Here is a 17,453-nt window from a genome sequence, read left to right on the forward strand (position 1 = left end):
GCCCGTTGCGTTGAGAGGCGCACGGCGGGTTCGGCGAGAGGTCCGGAGAAACGGACCGGGAGCAATCCCGGCACCGCGCTCCGGGCCTACTCAGCAGCTGGTGATCGGGTCGACGGGATTGGTGTGCTGGTCAGTTGAGCAGGATGCGCCGGCGGAGGAGGGCGAAGCCGGCCCGTCCGTAGGTTTGGCGTTTGAGCAGCTTGGTCTTGTTGGTGGTGCCCTCGGTGGCGCCGTTGCTGTAGGGCAGGTCGAGGCCGGCCTGCACGGCGGCACGGTCCTTCTCCAAGCCGTGGATGAAGCCGTGGAGTGCAGGGAGGTCGTCGGGGCGGTCAGCGTTCCGGCGGTGCGGTCGGGCAGCACGTCGACGCGGGCATGGGTGACCGCGTCGATCAGGATGGTGGCGTAGCGGTGGCCGCGCCGCAGCGCGAAGTCGTCGACCCCCAGCACACGGGGGACCGGCAGCCCGGGCAGCGGCATCGCCATCAGCACGTGCAGCAACGTGCTGGAGCTGACCAACTGGTGCAGTACAAGGACGGCAAGCAGACCCTCTACCGCGGCCACCCGGTTTTCGTCGCCCAGCACGCGACCGCGACCTGCTGCCGTACCTGCCTTGAGCGCCGGCACCAGATCCCCAAGGGGCAGGAACTGAGCCGCGCGGAGCGCGCCTATGTGGTGAACGTGATCTGCCGCTGGATCGAACGCGAGGTGGCGGGCTCCTCGGGAGCCGAGAGCACCCGCTCGCCTGATGACCAGGGCCCGACCAGCCCAGGTTCGGCCTGGTGAGTGGAGGGTCGCCGGCTCGGTCGACCGACTGTCAGAAGGTTGCAGGTTCGAATCCTGCCGAGTGCACACAGGCCAGAGGCGCCCCCGGGGATGATCCGGAGGCCTTTTGCGTTGCCCGTACAGCAGCGAAGTACAGCAACCGCGTCAACGTAAAAAGGGAGAGCCGTGGCCGAGAGCGCCGAGCCGCTGGAACTGATCTCCTTACTCATGTCCGCCAGACAGGCGAATGTGTCATCCGATTAGGGGGGACCGGTACCGGACCGGTTGCCGCGCTCCGTAATTCGCTGATCACTGAGAGCGTCAGCATGAACGGGTTGCACCGCCCTGGCCACGCCGTTGCTCGAGCATGAGGAACAGGCAGTCAGGCGGGAGCGCGACGCCCCTGGAGAGACCATGAGCTATCAGCAGGACCTTACAATCTGCCGCGAGCTCGGCGAACGCCACGGCGAAGGCCGGGCGCTGAACAGTCTCGGCACCGCCCTGCAGCAAGTGCGGCAGTTCGACGAGGCCATAGCGGTCCACCAGCAGGACCTCGATATCTGCCGCGAGCTCGGCGAACGCCACGGCGAAGGCCAGGCACAGAACAACCTCGGCACCGCCCTGCAGCAGGTGCGGCGGTTCGACGAGGCCATCGACGCCCACCAGCAGGCCGCCGCCCGCTTCACCGAACTCGGCGACCACCACCGCGAAGGCCAGGCCCTCAACAACCTCGGCACCGCCCTGCAGCAGGTGCGGCGGTTCGACGAGGCCATCGACGCCCACCAACATGCCGCTACCCGTTTCGCCGAACTCGGCGATCTCCACCGCGAGGGCCAGTCCCTGAACAACCTCGGCAGCGCCCTGCAGCAGGTGCGGCGGTTCGGCGAGGCCATCGAGGCCCACCAGCAGGCCGCTGCCCGTTTCATCGAACTCGGCGACCACGACGGCGAAGGTCAGGCTCTGAACAACCTCGGCACGGCCCTGCAGCAGGTGCGGCGGTTCGGCGAGGCCATCGAGGCCCACCAGCAAGCCGCTGCCCGTTTCATCGAACTCGGCGACCAGCACCGCGAGGGCCAGTCCCTGAACAACCTCGGCACGGCCCTGCAGCAGGTGCGGCGGTTCCACGAGGCCATCGACGCCCACCAGCAGGCCGCCGCCCGTTTCATCGAACTCGGCGACCACGACGGCGAAGGCCAGGCTCTGAACAACCTCGGCACCGCCATGCAGCAGGTGCGGCGGTTCGACGAGGCCATCGACGCCCACCAACATGCCGCCGCCCGTTTCATCGAACTCGGCGACCACGACGGCGAAGGCCAGGCTCTGAACAACCTCGGCACCGCCGTGCAGCAGCGGAGCCTATGGCGGGTGCTCACGGGCAGGGGCCGTGGCGATCGGGTACGGCCGCCTGCTGCAGATGCCCCACTGGCTGCGGAACTCGCTCCGACGCCGTACGTCCCTGCGCTTCCAGCCGCGGCCCAGGCGCCGTCGGCGTACGTGGACATCGACGATTGACGCCGACGTGCGCTCGTACCTGGTGGAGGGCGCAACCGCCTGCCAGGATCAGGCTGTGATCGAGTCTTCGAGAGTCGCGAGACTGAGCAGAGCCCTCGACTGGGCCGGGTTGATCCCGTCCGCCCTCATGCTTGCGAGCGGCATCAGGGATTACCGCGACGGCGGATCCGTGGGATGGCCAATCGGCGGAGCGCTACTGGTTCTGGTCAGCCTCTGGGTGGTCTATCGCGGGAAGCCTCGCCGGAGCGGCAAGACTGCCGCTTCACGGTAGGTGTACAGCAGCGCAGTACCGCAACCACAGCGACCGCCGCCGTCCGCTAGCCCCCCTCCCGGGCCTCGTAGCGGCCGGTATGGCCGTCGCTGACCGATCCGGCCAGAGCTATGGAAAAGAAGGTTGCAGGTTCGAATCCTGCCGAGTGCACCAGCAGGCAAGAGGCCCCGGAGGATGCGGGGGCCTCTTGCGTTGCCCGTAACCCCCCGTCGTCCTCCCGGTCGCGCGGTCGGCGTTGACCGCCCATCATCGACAGCGACCTGAGCGTGCGTCCGACGAAGGGGTTCGGGGTGCGAGAGCCGGCGATCATCGAGGCGCCATCCGTCCTCGGGCTGCGGCCGTCCGGGGTTGAGGAACTGCCCGCGGCTCTGGTCGGGGCCGGGCTCGCGGATCGGCTTGGGGCGGTGCGGGTGGGGAGGGTTGAGGCGCCGGTGTACGACCCGGGGCGGGACCGGGAGACCGGGGTTCTCAATCCGGGTGGCATCGCGGATTACTCCGTACGGCTGGCGGACGCTGTTGGCGGGGTCATCGACCGGGGCCTCTTCCCCGTCGTCCTCGGCGGGGACTGCAGCATCCTGCTCGGCAATCTCCTCGCGCTGCGCCGCCGGGGGCGGTACGGCTTGCTGTTCCTCGACGGGCACACCGACTTCTACCAGCCGGCCGCGGAGCCAACCGGTGAAGTGGCGTCGATGGAGCTCGCCCTGGCGACCGGGCGCGGGCCGCGGGTGTTGGCCGATCTCGAGGGTCTCGGGCCGCTGGTGCGGGACGAGGACGTCGTCGCCTTCGGGTTCCGGGACTCCGAGGAGTCCGCGGCGGCCGGGATGCAGCCGCTGCCGGAGCGGCTGCACGCCGTCGGCCTCGACGGGGTGCGTGCGGTGGGGGCAGCTGCGGCGGCGCGGCGGGCCGTCGGGCGGCTCGGTGACTACTGGGTGCACCTCGATGTCGACGTGCTGGACGACGCCCTCATGCCGGCTGTCGACTATCGCCTGCCCGGTGGGCTGAGCTGGGCCGAGCTGGAGAGCGTGCTGCGGACGGCGCTGGGCGACGAGCGGGCCGTCGGCTTGGATGTGACGATCTTCAATCCCCGCCTCGACCCCGAGGGGACCATCGCCGCTCGCCTCGTCGAGTGCCTGTGCCGCGGGCTCGGGTAGCGTCCCGCGTAGTCGGGCGGAGGTGCGTATGGCGTGGCGGTGCGCCGGGCTCAGCTGGCCGCGCGGGGCGCGGACGGCCGTACTCGCGTGGGAAGGCGGGCGGGTCAGCCCGCTGACCCCTGGGAAAGAGCTGGGGTTCCGGGCGGAAGGGCAGCGATGGTGTGTCGGGGCGCGTGGGAATCCCTGTCCCCTGGGGGCCGTCGTCAGCGGGCGGGCGACAGGGGCGCGGTGTGCGGAGTGTGCCCGGCTGGACCGGGCGCACTCGGTGGCCGCCGACACCATGGCCGACGATCCGCGGACGTACCGCGTGTATCTGGCCTGGTTCGGGCCGGGGATGGTCAAGGCCGGGATCACCGCGGAGGAGCGCGGGCCCGCGCGGCTGCTTGAACAGGGGGCCGTGGTCTTCAGCTGGCTCGGGCGCGGGCCGCTTATGGCGGCGCGGCGGACCGAGGAGTTGCTGCGCAGTGCGCTGGGAGTGCCGGACCGGATTCCGTACGCGGACAAACGGGCGGTTCGGGCCGCGCTGCCAGGGGCGGCCGAGCGGGCCGCGGAGGTCGAGGAGCTGCACCGGCGTGCGGTCGGGCTTGCCGGGTGGGCCGAGTCGCTGGAGCGCATCGGCTTCGAGGCGGTCGACCACACCGGGGTGTTCGGTCTTGACGGGCTGCCGCCCGCGACCGGGGTGGTGCGCGAACTGGTGGACGGCGGGGTGGTCGCCGGCCGGCTGGTGGCGGCCGCCGGGCCCGATCTGCATCTGCGGACCGCGGGGGACGGGCTTGTCGTACTCGATACGCGGCTGATGACCGGGTGGTCGCTCCTGGGGTCCGACTCGGGGGCGGGGGTGACGGTGCCCGTCGCCGACATGGGCTCCGCGCCCGGCTCGGTGCAGGACGGGCTGTTCTGAGGGGATGGTTCTGAGGGGATGGTCACGTGTTGAATCCCTTACGGCAATGGGACGAGGAATCCATCGCCGCCTGGCAGCGGAATCTGGAGCACCGGGCCGCGCGGAAGCGCGGACGCGCCAAGTGGTACGAGAGCTACAGCGTCCATGTCGGCAAGGTCGAGCGGAGTTATGGCTTTGAGCGTGAGTGAAAGCAATGAGACGGCGGACGAAGCTGCGGACGTACGGGAGTTTTGGACGCGGCTCGAACTGCCCGGGCTCGTCGACGTACACACCCACTTCATGCCGGAGCGGGTCCTCAAGAAAGTGTGGGCCTACTTCGACGCGGCCGGGCCGCTGACCGGCAGGGAGTGGCCGATCAACTACCGGCACGAGGAGGAGCAACGGGTCGCGCTGCTGCGCGACTTCGGGGTGCGCTCCTTCACCTCGATGCTCTATCCGCACAAGGCGGGCATGGCCGAGTGGCTCAACGGCTGGGCCGCGGACTTCGCCCTGCGCACACCCGAGTGCCTGCAGACCGCGACCCTCTTCCCCGAGGAGGGAGTCGCGCGGTACGTGCGCGAAGCCGTCGAGCGCGGGGCCAGGATCTTCAAGGCGCACCTCCAGGTCGGGATGTACGACCCCAATGACGCGCTGCTCGATCCCGTGTGGGGGCTGCTCGCCGATGCCCGGGTCCCGGTGGTGATGCACTGCGGGTCCGGGCCGGCGCCCGGCAAGCACACCGGGCCCGAGCCGGTGGGGCGGCTGCTTGCGCGGCATCCGCGGCTGCGGCTGGTCGTGGCGCACATGGGGATGCCGGAGTACGCCGACTTCCTCGATCTCGCCGAGCGGTACGGGGAGGTCCGCCTCGACACGACGATGGCCTTCACGGACTTCAGCGAGCGCTTCGCGCCCTTCCCCGAGCGGGAGAAGGGGCGGCTGCTGGAGCTGGGGGACCGGATTCTGCTCGGGACCGACTTCCCCAACATTCCGTATCCGTACGCCCATCAGCTACGGGTGCTCGAACGGCTCGGGCTCGGGGACGGCTGGCTGCGGGCGGTCTGCCACGACAACGGAGCGCGGCTCTTCGCCCTGCCCGTCGCTCCCGCCCCTTCCTAGACCTTTCTCAGGGAATTCACAGGGAAGGGAAAGGCCCCTCTCAGGGCGAGGTCGCAGGGTGCGATCATGACCGTGACCTCGCCCCAGGGGCGTACCGAAATGCTCAGGCCGGACGGCAGCCCCGTCCGGGTGCTCGTCGTGGACGACGAGGCGGCGCTGAGCGAGCTGCTGTCGATGGCCCTGCGCTACGAGGGCTGGGAGGTGCGCAGCGCCGGGGACGGCGCGGGCGCGGTGCGTACGGCGCGCGACTTCCGGCCGGACGCCGTGGTGCTCGATGTGATGCTGCCCGACATGGACGGGCTCGCGGTGCTGGGGCGGCTGCGGCGCGAACTGCCCGAGGTGCCGGTGCTCTTCCTGACCGCCAGGGACTCGGTCGAGGACCGGATCGCGGGGCTGACGGCGGGCGGCGACGACTATGTCACCAAGCCGTTCTCGCTGGAGGAGGTCGTGGCCAGGCTGCGTGGGCTGATCCGGCGGTCGGGGACGGCGATGGTACGCAGTGAATCCCTGCTGGTGGTCGGGGACTTGACGCTCGATGAGGACAGCCACGAGGTGAGCCGGGGCGGGGAGTCGATCCATCTGACGGCGACCGAGTTCGAGCTGCTGCGCTTTTTGATGCGCAATCCGCGGCGGGTGCTCAGCAAGGCGCAGATCCTCGACCGGGTGTGGTCGTACGACTTCGGCGGGCAGGCCAATGTCGTCGAGCTGTATGTCTCGTATCTGCGGAAGAAGATCGACGCCGGGCGTACGCCGATGATCCACACCCGGCGCGGGGCCGGCTATCTCATCAAGCCCGGTGAGTAGGACCCGAAGCCGCCGGTGGTCGCTGCGGACCCGGCTTGTGGTCTCCGCGGTGATGCTGATCGCGGTGGTGGCGGCGGTGATCGGCTCGGTCACGACGATAGCGTTCGACAGCTATATGTACGGGAAGCTCGACGACCAGCTGCGCACCATCGCCGAACGGGCCAACCCGCCCAAGCCGGGGCTGGGCGGTCCACGGATGGGCCAGTTGCAGGAACCGTTGGAGTTCCTCGGCGGGGGCGGCCAGCCCTTCGACACCGTCGGCGCCGTGGTCTCCCCCGGCGGTGGGATGACCGAGTCCAGGAGGACCGTCCAGAGCACCACCAGCGGGCTGCGCAACGACTCCAGGCCGCTCGACGATGCCCAGAACCGGGCGCTCGCCACGGTGGCGCGCGACGGGCAGGTGCACAGCGTCGAGCTGCCGGGCCTTGGCGGCTACCGCATGGTGTCCGTCACCACGCACACCGGACTGACCGTTCTCGTCGGGATCCCGTCCAGCGAGGTCGAGGACGCCCTGAGCACGCTGATCGTCGTCGAGGTCTGTGTCACGGGCGCAGGTCTCATCGCCGCCGGGATTGCGGGAACGGCCCTGGTCGGGGTCGCGTTGCGGCCGCTGCGGTGGGTCGCCGCGACCGCGACGCGGGTCTCCGAACTGCCGCTGCACAGCGGCGAGGTGGCCCTGCACGAGCGGGTCCCGGACGCCGAGGCCGATCCGCGGACGGAGGTCGGGCAGGTCGGCGCGGCGCTCAACCGGATGCTCGACCATGTGCACTCCGCGCTGCACGTGCGGCAGGAGAGCGAGACGCGGGTACGGCAGTTCGTCGCGGACGCCAGCCATGAGCTGCGTACACCGCTGGCTTCGATACGCGGCTACGCCGAGCTCACCAGACGCGGCAGGGAGTACGTCGGCGAGGACACCCGGCATGCGCTGGGGCGGATAGAGGCCGAGGCGACCCGGATGACGGGCCTGGTGGAGGATCTGCTGCTGCTCGCACGCCTCGACGCCGGACGCCCGCTCTCGTACGAGAGCACTGATCTGTCCCCGCTGGTCGTGGATGCGGTCAGCGATGCGCGGGTGGCGGGCCAGGACCACAAGTGGCTGCTCGAGCTGCCGGTCGAGCCCGCTGCGGTACGTGGTGACGGCGCCCGGCTCCATCAGGTGCTGGTCAATCTGCTGGGGAACGCCCGTACCCACACACCGCCCGGCACGACCGTCACCGCACGGGTGTGGTGCGGCGATGTCGCGGGCGTGGGCCCGACGGTCGTTCTGGAGGTCGAGGACGACGGGCCCGGCATTCCGCCCGAGCTGCTCCCGCACGTCTTCGAACGGTTCGCGCGCGGCGACGCGTCCAGGTCCCGGCACGCCGGGTCCACCGGTCTCGGCCTGGCGATCGTGCAGGCGGTGGTGGCCGCGCACGGCGGCACGGTGGGCGTGCGGTCCGAGCCGGGGCGCACGGTCGTCGGCGTACACCTGCCCGCGGACCTCGCGTCCTGGGCTCCCGCGTACGACTCACAGATGGGGCACAGGCATGTCACACAGCCATGACAGCGCGCCCGCCGAGTGTCGTCCCATGCGAAACGACACCCCCATGGGGACTCTGCCGGCCCGGGAGCATCTGCTCGCCGACTCGGCCGACCTGCCCGTACTCGACGTGGTGATTCCGGTCTACAACGAGGAGGACGACCTCGAGCGATGTGTGCGCAGGCTGCACGACCACCTCGTCCGGACCTTCCCGTACGGCTTCCGGATCACCATCGCGGACAACGCGAGCACTGACAGCACGCCCGAGGTGGCGGCCCGGCTCGACCGCTCGATCGCCGAGGTACGGGCGTACCGGCTGGAGCAGAAGGGCCGGGGGCGGGCGCTGCGCACCGTGTGGTCGCACTCCGACGCGCCCGTCCTCGCCTATATGGACGTGGACCTGTCCACCGACCTCAACGCCCTGCTGCCGCTGGTCGCACCGTTGATCTCAGGGCACTCGGATCTCGCGATCGGGTCGCGGCTCGCGCGCTCGTCGCGGGTGGTGCGCGGCCCGAAGCGGGAGTTCATCTCGCGCGCCTACAACTTGATTCTCAGGTCGTCGTTGGCGGCGCGGTTCTCCGACGCGCAGTGCGGATTCAAGGCCATTCGGCGGGAGGTGGCCGAGCGGCTGCTGCCGATGGTCGAGGACACCGGATGGTTCTTCGACACCGAGCTGCTGGTGCTGGCCGAGCGCGCCGGGCTTCGTATCCACGAGGTGCCGGTGGACTGGGTCGACGACCCCGACTCGACGGTGCACATCGTGAGCACGGCGACCGAGGACCTCAAGGGTGTGTGGCGGGTGGGGCGGGCGCTGGCGGTCGGCGCGCTGCCGCTGGACCGGCTGGCGCGGCCCTTCGGGGACGATCCGCGGGACCGGCAGCTGACCGGAGTACCGGGCGGACTTGCCCGGCAGCTGGTCGGTTTCTGTGTGGTCGGCGCGCTCTCGACCCTGTTGTATCTGCTGCTGTACTCGATCTTCCGGGCGGGGGTCGGGCCTCAACTCGCCAACGCGGGCGCGCTGTTGCTGTCCGCCGTCGCGAACACGGCCGCGAACCGGCGGCTCACCTTCGGGGTACGCGGCCGGGACCGCGCCGTACGCCATCAGGCCCAGGGCCTGGTCGTGTTCGGCATCGGTCTCGCCCTGACCAGCGGCTCGCTGGCGGCCCTGGGAGCGGCCGCCGGGAACCCGTCCCACGGCACAGAGCTGGCGGTCCTGATCGCCGCGAACCTGGCGGCGACGGTGCTGCGGTTCCTGCTCTTCCGGGCGTGGGTCTTCCCCGACCGGCGCGGTGACGTGCCGGGCGGACCGGGCGGACGGGGCGCACCAGCCGCCCATCGAGGGGACACGACCGCGCCGCTGCACGCCACGCCCCTCGACGACGAGACGATCACGATGACGAGGAATCGACGATGACCACGCGACACGACCGATACCAGAGTGTGCAGCCGGGCGGTGCTGCCGCCGTGGCCCCTGCCGGGGACGCTGCCACCGTGGCTCCGCCCGCGTGGGCGGAGCCCCTGGCCCCCGCGCGACAGCGTTCCGCATCGCCGGCCGCGCGCCTGTGGCGCGGGCGGGCCGAGGACGCCCCCTGGGTGCGCCCCGCCTTCCTCGCGCTCCTTGCCGCCACCGCGCTCCTCTACCTCTACAACCTGAGCGAGTCCGGCTACGCCAACTCCTTCTACTCCGCGGCGGTCCAGGCGGGCAGCGAGAGCTGGAAGGCCCTCTTCTTCGGCTCGTCCGACGCCGCGAACTCCATCACCGTCGACAAGCCCCCGGCCGCCCTGTGGCCGATGGCCCTGTCCGTACGGCTCTTCGGGCTCGGCTCCTGGCAGATCCTTGTGCCGGAGGCGCTGATGGGGGTCGCCACGGTAGGCGTGCTGTACGGGGCCGTACGCCGGCGCTTCACGCCTGCCGCCGGGCTGATCGCGGGCGCGGTGCTCGCGGTCACGCCCGTCGCCGCGCTGATGTTCCGCTTCAACAACCCGGACGCGCTGCTCACGCTGCTGATGACGGTGACGGTGTACTGCGTGCTGCGCGCCCTCGAAGGCGCGCAGACGAAGTGGCTTGTCTGGGCGGGCGTCGCGGTCGGCTTCGCGTTCCTGACGAAGACGCTCCAGGCGTTCCTGATCCTGCCGCCGCTGGCGCTGGTGTACGCGGTGTGCGCGCCGACGACGCTGCGGCGGCGGATGGGTCAACTCGGCCTCGCCGGAATCGCGGTCGTCGTCGCGGGCGGCTGGTGGGTGGCGATCGTCGAGCTGTGGCCCGCATCCTCGCGTCCGTACATCGGCGGCTCGCAGAGCAACAGCTTTCTGGAGCTGACCTTCGGCTACAACGGCCTCGGCCGGATCAACGGCAATGAGACCGGCAGCATCGGAGGCGGTGGTGGCGGGGGCGGGGGCCGCGGCGGTGGCGCGACCGGCATCGACCGGATGTTCACCGGGGACCTCGGCGGCCACATCTCCTGGCTGCTGCCCGCCGCGCTGCTGCTGCTCATCGCCGGGCTCGTCGTCACCTGGCGCGCGAAGCGCACCGACACGGCGCGGGCGGCGTTCCTCGTCTGGGGCAGCTCGCTGCTGATGACCGCCGGGATCTTCAGCTTCATGGCCGGGATCTTCCACCAGTACTACACGGTGGCGCTGGCGCCGTACATCGCCGCGCTCGTCGGCATGGGTGCCACGGTGCTGTGGGAGGAGCGGCGTTCGTTCCTCGCGTCGGCGGCGCTCGGTGGCACGGTCGCGGTGACGGCGTACTGGTCGTACATCCTCCTTGGTCAGAGCACGGCCTATCTGCCGTGGCTGCGGTGGGCGGTGCTGATCGGCGGTCTGGCAGCCGCGGCGGGGCTGCTGTTCGCGGGGCGGCTCGGCCTTCGACTGGCGCTCGGCGCCGCGGTGCTGGGGCTGGCGGCATCGCTGGCGGGGCCGGTCGCGTACTCCCTCACGACGGTGAGCGAGGGGCACGTGGGCTCGATCCCGACGGCGGGGCCGGCGGTGGCGGGAGGCCGCGGCGGTGGTCGGGGTGGTGGTGGCCAGGGCGGCGGGGCCGGCGGCCGGATGCAGCCGCCCGGCCAGGCGCAGGGCCAGGGCCAGCAGGGTGGTCCCGGCGGCGGCATGGGCCAGCCCCCGACCGGCGGGCAGCAGGGCCAGGGTCGGGGCCAGTGGCAGGGCCAGGGCCAGGCTCAGGGCCAGGGCCAGGGGCAGATGCCCGGTGGGGTCCCCGGCGGCGGCCAGGCTGGCGGGCGCGGCATGGCCGGCGGCATGGGCGCTCTCCTCAGGGGCGCGAGCGTCAACACCGAGGCCGCGGCCAAGCTGAAGCAGAACGCCGACGCCTACACATGGGCCGCCGCGGCCATCGGCTCCCAGAACGCGGCCAGTTACCAGCTCGCCACCGAGAAGCCGGTGATGTCGATCGGCGGCTTCAACGGCAGTGACCCGTCCCCGACGCTCGCGCAGTTCCAGCAGTACGTCGCGGACGGGAAGATCCACTACTTCATCGCGAGTGGTGGTGACGGCGGCGGACCCGGCGGCAACTCCAGCTCCGGGATCACCTCCTGGGTCGAGTCCACCTTCACCGCGGTCACCGTTGGCGGCGCGACTCTCTACGACCTGACCAACGCGAAGTAGTCCTATACGGCGTACGAGAGTTCCTTGTACGGTGTACGAGGCCGAGTCCCGTACACCGTACAAGGAGCGTTCATGACTGCGTCGACCGCCGAGACCGACCCGGTCGACACGGGCCCCTCGGGCCATTCGCAGCGCTGGCTCATCCTCGGCGTCATCTGTCTCGCCCAGCTCACGGTGCTGCTCGACAACACCGTTCTCAGCGTCGCGATCCCCTCCCTCACCCGCGAACTTGACGCCTCCACCGCCGACATCCAGTGGATGATCAACGCGTATTCGCTGGTTCAGTCGGGCCTGCTGCTCACGGCGGGTAACGCCGCCGACCGCTACGGCCGCAAGAAGATGCTGATCTCCGGTCTCGCGCTGTTCGGCGCCGGCTCGCTCGCCGCAGGGCTCGCCCAGTCCGCCACCCAGCTGATCGCCGCCCGCGCGGGCATGGGCGTGGGCGGCGCGCTGCTGATGACCACGACTCTCGCGGTCGTCGTGCAGATCTTCGACGACGCCGAACGAGTCAAGGCCATCGGCCTCTGGTCCACCGTCAACTCCCTCGGCTTCGCAGCCGGTCCGCTGATCGGCGGGGTCGTGCTCGACCATTTCCGGTGGGGCGCGATCTTCCTGATCAACATCCCGGTGGCGGCGATCGGCCTGTTCGCGGTCGTCGCGCTCGTACCGGAGTCCAAGAACGCGCAGGGCGACCGCCCGGACCTGCTCGGCGCGCTGCTCTCCACAATCGGCATGACCACGGTCGTGTACGCGATCATCTCCGGGCCCGCGCACGGCTGGACCTCCACGCAGGTCCTGGCCCCGGCAGCGGCCGGCGTCCTGGTCCTCGGGGTCTTCGTGCTCTGGGAGCTGCGTATCCCGTACCCCATGCTGGACATGCACTTCTTCCGCAACCAACGCTTCATCGGTGCGGTCGCGGGTGCGATCCTCGTCGCCTTCGGCATGGGCGGCTCGCTCTTCCTGCTCACCCAGCATCTGCAATTCGTCCTCGGATACGGGCCGCTGGACGCGGGTCTGCGCACAGCGCCGCTCGCGCTGACGGTCATCGCCCTGAACCTGACCGGCGTGGGCGCGCGGCTGCTGCCGAGGCTCGGCACGCCGGGGACGATCGCCGCCGGAATGACGCTGGTGGCGGCGGGCCTTGCAACGATCGCGCTGCTCGGCGGGGATGCGTACTCCGGCATGCTGCTCGGCCTCGTCGTGATGGGCGCGGGCGTCGCGCTCTCGATGCCGGCGATGACCAACGCGATCATGAGCGCGATCCCGCCTGCGAGGGCGGGGGTCGGCGCGGGCATCAACGGCACGCTTGCCGAGTTCGGCAACGGGCTGGGCGTGGCCGTCCTGGGCGCCGTGCTGAACTCCCGCTTCGCCGCGCTTGTGCCGGCGGTGGTGGGCGCGGCCTCGCTGCCCGCGGCGCTGGCGGCCGCGGGCGATGCGGGGGAGAGGGAGCGGATCTCGGACGCCTTCGCCTCCGGCCTCCAGACGAGTCAGCTGGTCGGCGCGGTGGCGGTGCTGGCCGGTGGCCTGCTGGCCGCGATGCTACTGCGGCGGGCGGACCGGGCAGAATCACCCAGGGCAGCGGAATAGCATCGGGCCGGGGGCCAATCGAGGAGGGTGCGCGATGGTGAGTGCGGCCGACCGCGCGAAGGGTCCCGCGCGGACGAGTGTGTGGTTGGACGGCAAGACGGACCGGGACCGGGATCGGGACCGGGGCCGGGGCCGTAAGTCGGGCCAGCCGGCCGGTCTGGATCGCGACAAGATCATCGAGGCGACGGTCCGGCTGCTGGACTCCGAGGGCGCGGCCAAGTTCTCGATGCGCCGCCTGGCCGCGGAGTTGAACGTCACCGCGATGTCCGTCTACTGGTACGTCGACACCAAAGACGACCTGCTGGAGCTCGCCCTCGACGCGGTCTTCGGAACCTTCCCGCTGCCGGACGTGAGCACCGAGACGGACTGGCGCGACCAGCTGCGCGAACTGGCCACGGGATACCGGGCGTTGCTGGTGCGGCACCCATGGGTGTCGGCGCTGATCGGTACGTTCCTGAACATCGGGCCGCACTCTATGGCGTTCTCGCTGGCTGTGCAGCAGGTGATGCGGAACACCGGGGTGCCGCCGCACGGGCAGATGGGCGGGCTGTCGGCGGTCTTCCAGTTCGTGTACGGGTTCGGAACGATCGAGGGGCACTTCATCCAGCGGTGCGCGGCGGCGGGGATGAGCCAGGACGAGTACTTCCGCCAGGCGATGGGGACGATCAGCGAGCAGCCGGAGTTCAGGGAGAGCTTCGCGAGCGCGTCGGAACTGATGGAGGCGCGGGGCGGGGACACGGTGGAGGAAATGCGGGAGCGGGACTTCGGCTTTGCGCTGGAGTTGCTGGTGGCAGGCATCGAAGCGATGGTTGCTCGCGCGTAGTGGGGTGGCGGGGGGCGCGCTGCGGGTCGCGCGGGCCGTCGCGGGGTGGCGGGGGTCCGCGGTGCGGGTCGCGGGCCTTGCTGGGTGCGGCCGTCTGTGGTGCGGGTTTGAGTGGTCCGGCGTGCCCGGTGTCGTGGGGTTCGGGGTCCGGGGCCCCTCCGGGCTCGACTGTACCCCTCGCCAGGGACCCGGGGCTTGCTCCCCCACGCGGCGGAGCCGCATAAGGGCGCAGCCGGGAAGGGGCGGAGTGGGGGAGAAGACCGCGCCCGCACCCTGCGTACCCCTCCGCCGGGCTGGGGTACCCCCCTCGCCGCGGAGACCAACACGCAGCCGGGAAAGGGGGGCGGGGGAAAGCCCGCCCCCCCGTGCGTCAGCTCTTGCTCAGCCTCGCCGGGAACCCCCCCGTCGCGATCGGCCCCCACCTCCCCGGCGTCACCCGGATGATCGACTTCCCCTGCTTCACCATCGCCTCGCGATACTCGTCCCAGTCCGGGTGCTCCCCGGAGATATTCCGGAAGTACTCCACCAGCGGCTCCACCGACTCCGGGGAGTCGATCACCTCCGCCGTGCCGTCCACCTGGACCCACGGCCCGTCCCAGTCGTCCGACAGGATGATCACGCTGACCTGCGGGTTCCGCTTCGCGTTCCGGGTCTTCGCGCGTTCCGGGTACGTGGAGATCACGATCCGGCCCGAGTCGTCGACCCCGCAGGCCAGCGGGGAGCCCTGCGGCGTGCCGTCCGCGCGGGTGGTCAGCAGGATTGCCCGGTGCCTCGGGCGTACGAACTCCAGCAACTCGTCCAGTTCCACCTTGGTGTTGGTGGCGATATTGGGTGCCATGTACACCAGCCTAATCCTCAGGAGTCGGCAGGACCTCTCTGGACCGCCTGGACGGCCGAAGTCATCGCGATGCAGATCGGTGGTCGCGCCTCCGCGCGAGCGCTCCGGGGGATCGACTACTCGCCGGGGTGGGCGAGTTCGATGTCGTGGCTGTCGACGCCGCGACCGGCCACCGTCAGCGTGCCCGCCACCGGCGGGTACCCGGTCGCGATGACCGTGTACTCCCCCGCGTTCAGGTCGGCGAAGGCGTAGGCCCCGTCGTCCCCGGTCGTTGCGGTGGCGACCACGTTCCCCGCGGCGTCCACCAGGGTCACCCGGGCGTCGGCCAGCGGCCGCCGGTCGGCGCCGCCGCGGACGGTGCCCTGGACCAGGACGCCCGCCTGCAGGGAGACCTCGATACGGGTCACGCCCTGGCCGCCGATCTCCACCGGCAGCGCCAGCGGCCGGTAGCCGGAGGCGTTCACCGCGACGGTGACCGATCCGGACACCAGCTCGCCGAAGGCGAACTCGCCCTGCTCCGCGCTCTTCCCGGTGGCCAGCACATCGCCGCGTACATCGGTCACGATCACCATCGCGCCCTCGAGTGGCGTCCCGCCCTCGGCGGCCCGCACGGTCCCGGTGAGACCGCTGGTGCCGACGAGGAGGATGTCGTACCCCAGCGGTTCGTCGGCGACGACCACCGTGGACGCCTGAGGCTGGAAGCCGTCGGCGGAGGCGATGAGCACGTACGAACCCGTGCCCGGCGCGTCCAGTTCGTAGCTGCCGTCCGGCTGGGCGGCCGCGCGGCCGAGCTGTCGTCCGGCCGACGAGATCAGGGTGACCGTGGCCTGGGGCACTGCCGCGCCCTCGAATCCGCGAACCACACCGCGTATCGGCGTGCCGACCGCGGTGGGGAGAACAGCCGCCTCGACGGTCGCTGCGTTCTCCACGGCCGCCGGTGCCGGAGAAGCCTCCGACGTCTCCGGCACCGCGTTCGACTTGAGCGCGACCTCCTTGATGAACAGCGTCACCAGGAAGGCCAGCAGCGCCAACGGCGCCGAGTAGAGGAAGATGTCGCCGACCCCGTGCCCGTACGCGCTCTCCATCACCGTACGGATCGGAGCCGGCAGCTTGTCCAGGTCGGGGATGCCCCCGCCGCCCGTGCCGCCGCGACCCGGCGCCGCGCCCTGCGGGCCGAGTTCGGCGAGCCCGTCCTTGACGTATTGCGTGACCCGGTTGGACATCACCGCGCCCAGTGCGGAGACGCCGACCGCGCCGCCCAGCGAACGGAAGAAGGTGACGACCGAGCTGGCCGAGCCGAGTTCTTCCGGAGCGACCTGGTTCTGCGTGCAGAGCACCAGGTTCTGCATCATCATGCCGAGGCCGAGACCCATGACGGCCATGAAGACCGCGATGTGCCAGTACTCGGTGTCGTACCGCATGGTGCCCAGCAGACCGAGGCCCGCCGTCAGCAGCACGGCGCCGCTGACCAGCCACGCCTTCCAGCGGCCCGTCTTGGTAATGATCTGGCCCGCGACGGTCGACGAGATGAACAGGCCGCCGATCATCGGGATGGTCATGACGCCGGACATCGTCGGCGACTTGTCGCGCGCCAGTTGGAAGTACTGGCTGAAGAAGACGGTGCCCGCGAACATCGCGACGCCGACGAAGAGCGAAGCCAGCGAGGCCAGCGTGATGGTGCGGTTGCGGAACAGCCGCAGCGGGATGATCGGCTGGCTCGCCTTCGACTCCACGAGCAGGAAGAGCGCGCCGAGCACGACCGAGCCGCCGACCATGGCGTACGTCTGCGAGGAGATCCAGTCGTACTTGTTACCGGCGAAGGTCACCCAGACCAGCAGCAGCGAGACCGCCGCGCTGATGAGAAGCGCGCCCGCCCAGTCGACCTTGACCTGCCTCTTCACCACCGGCAGCTTCAGGGTCTTCTGCAGCACGATCAGCGCGATGATCGCGAAGGGCACGCCGACGTAGAAGCACCAGCGCCAGCCGAGCCACTCGGTGTCGGTGATGACGCCGCCGAGCAGCGGGCCGCCGACGGTGGCGACGGCGAAGGTCGCGCCGAGGTAGCCGCTGTAGCGGCCGCGCTCGCGCGGGGCGATCATCGCGGCCATCACGATCTGCGCGAGGGCGGTGAGACCGCCGACGCCGATGCCCTGGGCGACGCGGCAGGCGATGAGCATGCCGACGCTCTGTGAGAGTCCGGCGACCACCGAGCCCAGGACGTAGATGACCAGGGCTATCTGGACCAGCAGCTTCTTGGAGAAGAGGTCGGCGAGCTTGCCCCACAGCGGGGTGGTCGCGGTCATCGAGAGGAGCGAGGCCGTCACCACCCAGGTGTAGGCGCTCTGGCCGCCGCCGAGGTCGGTGATGATCGCAGGCAGGGCGTTGGTGACGACCGTGGACGACAGGATGGCGACGAACATGCCGAGCAGCAGCCCGGACAACGCCTCCATGATCTGCCGGTGGGTCATCGGCGCGCCGTCGGCGAAGGAGTGTCCTCCATGCTTGGCGTGGCCGCCCCGCACACCGGCTGGTGTGGCTGTAGCCATTGGGTTCCTTGTCTTACGTCGTG

At 70.7% G+C, this 17,453-nt stretch carries 15 protein-coding genes and 1 pseudogene; 12 read left to right on the forward strand and 4 right to left on the reverse strand.

Annotated elements, in window-relative coordinates; all coding sequences use genetic code 11:
- Positions 1-130: 130 nt before the first annotated feature.
- Together ACWDO5_RS16765 and ACWDO5_RS16770 are read right to left on the reverse strand one after the other, a co-directional pair.
- Positions 131-286, reverse strand: a complete 156-nt coding sequence (locus ACWDO5_RS16765) for a transposase (RefSeq protein WP_450531032.1) — start codon at positions 284-286, stop codon at positions 131-133.
- 38 nt (positions 287-324) lie between these two features.
- Positions 325-543, reverse strand: a pseudogene (locus tag ACWDO5_RS16770) (ISL3 family transposase); the annotation flags it as partial.
- On the opposite strand from ACWDO5_RS16770, the gene ACWDO5_RS16775 reads away from it, so the two are divergent.
- The 12 genes from ACWDO5_RS16775 to ACWDO5_RS16830 all read left to right on the forward strand — a co-directional run bounded on the left by ACWDO5_RS16775 (position 520) and on the right by ACWDO5_RS16830 (position 14,046).
- Entirely contained in the window at positions 520-783 is a 264-nt protein-coding gene (locus tag ACWDO5_RS16775) for a DUF4186 family protein (protein ID WP_450531074.1), read from the forward strand. The pseudogene ACWDO5_RS16770 and the gene ACWDO5_RS16775 sit on opposite strands and share 24 nt — an antisense overlap.
- Positions 784-1,176: 393 nt before the next feature.
- Positions 1,177-2,274, forward strand: a complete 1,098-nt coding sequence (locus ACWDO5_RS16780) for a tetratricopeptide repeat protein (protein ID WP_450531033.1) — start codon at positions 1,177-1,179, stop codon at positions 2,272-2,274.
- 561 nt (positions 2,275-2,835) lie between these two features.
- Entirely contained in the window at positions 2,836-3,696 is an 861-nt protein-coding gene (locus ACWDO5_RS16785; RefSeq protein ID WP_450531034.1) for an arginase family protein, read from the forward strand.
- Positions 3,697-3,724: 28 nt separating this feature from the next.
- Positions 3,725-4,597 (forward strand): DUF2797 domain-containing protein, encoded by an 873-nt coding sequence (locus ACWDO5_RS16790; protein ID WP_450531035.1) that lies wholly within the window; start codon positions 3,725-3,727, stop codon positions 4,595-4,597.
- 26 nt (positions 4,598-4,623) lie between these two features.
- Positions 4,624-4,785, forward strand: coding sequence for a hypothetical protein (locus ACWDO5_RS16795; RefSeq protein WP_450531036.1), 162 nt, complete (start codon positions 4,624-4,626; stop codon positions 4,783-4,785).
- The gene (locus ACWDO5_RS16800; protein WP_450531037.1) at positions 4,766-5,692 is read left to right on the forward strand and encodes an amidohydrolase family protein; all 927 of its coding nucleotides are present in this window, start codon (positions 4,766-4,768) and stop codon (positions 5,690-5,692) included. The genes ACWDO5_RS16795 and ACWDO5_RS16800 overlap by 20 nt, the downstream gene beginning before the upstream one ends.
- Before the next feature lie 66 nt (positions 5,693-5,758).
- Complete coding sequence (locus ACWDO5_RS16805) at positions 5,759-6,496, forward strand: response regulator transcription factor (RefSeq protein WP_450531038.1); 738 nt, start codon at positions 5,759-5,761, stop codon at positions 6,494-6,496.
- Positions 6,497-6,548: 52 nt separating this feature from the next.
- The gene (locus ACWDO5_RS16810; protein ID WP_450531075.1) at positions 6,549-8,039 is read left to right on the forward strand and encodes a HAMP domain-containing sensor histidine kinase; all 1,491 of its coding nucleotides are present in this window, start codon (positions 6,549-6,551) and stop codon (positions 8,037-8,039) included.
- Positions 8,040-8,064: 25 nt separating this feature from the next.
- Positions 8,065-9,429, forward strand: coding sequence for a glycosyltransferase (locus ACWDO5_RS16815; protein WP_450531039.1), 1,365 nt, complete (start codon positions 8,065-8,067; stop codon positions 9,427-9,429).
- Positions 9,426-11,636 carry an ArnT family glycosyltransferase gene (locus tag ACWDO5_RS16820; RefSeq protein ID WP_450531040.1) on the forward strand — a complete coding sequence of 737 codons (2,211 nt, stop codon included), beginning with the start codon at positions 9,426-9,428 and terminating at the stop codon, positions 11,634-11,636. The genes ACWDO5_RS16815 and ACWDO5_RS16820 overlap by 4 nt, the downstream gene beginning before the upstream one ends.
- Before the next feature lie 72 nt (positions 11,637-11,708).
- Positions 11,709-13,223 carry an MFS transporter gene (locus ACWDO5_RS16825; protein WP_450531041.1) on the forward strand — a complete coding sequence of 505 codons (1,515 nt, stop codon included), beginning with the start codon at positions 11,709-11,711 and terminating at the stop codon, positions 13,221-13,223.
- Between the two features lie 34 nt (positions 13,224-13,257).
- Positions 13,258-14,046, forward strand: a complete 789-nt coding sequence (locus ACWDO5_RS16830; RefSeq protein ID WP_450531042.1) for a TetR/AcrR family transcriptional regulator — start codon at positions 13,258-13,260, stop codon at positions 14,044-14,046.
- 370 nt (positions 14,047-14,416) lie between these two features.
- On the opposite strand, the gene ACWDO5_RS16835 is transcribed toward ACWDO5_RS16830, so the two are convergent.
- Complete coding sequence (locus ACWDO5_RS16835; RefSeq protein WP_450531043.1) at positions 14,417-14,884, reverse strand: PPOX class F420-dependent oxidoreductase; 468 nt, start codon at positions 14,882-14,884, stop codon at positions 14,417-14,419.
- A 116-nt stretch (positions 14,885-15,000) separates the two neighbouring features.
- Positions 15,001-17,430: an MFS transporter gene (locus tag ACWDO5_RS16840; RefSeq protein ID WP_450531044.1), complete on the reverse strand. Its 2,430-nt coding sequence runs from the start codon at positions 17,428-17,430 to the stop codon at positions 15,001-15,003.
- Between the last annotated feature and the right edge of the window lie 23 nt (positions 17,431-17,453).

It is taken from the genome of Streptomyces sp. NPDC000880 (genome assembly GCF_053599675.1).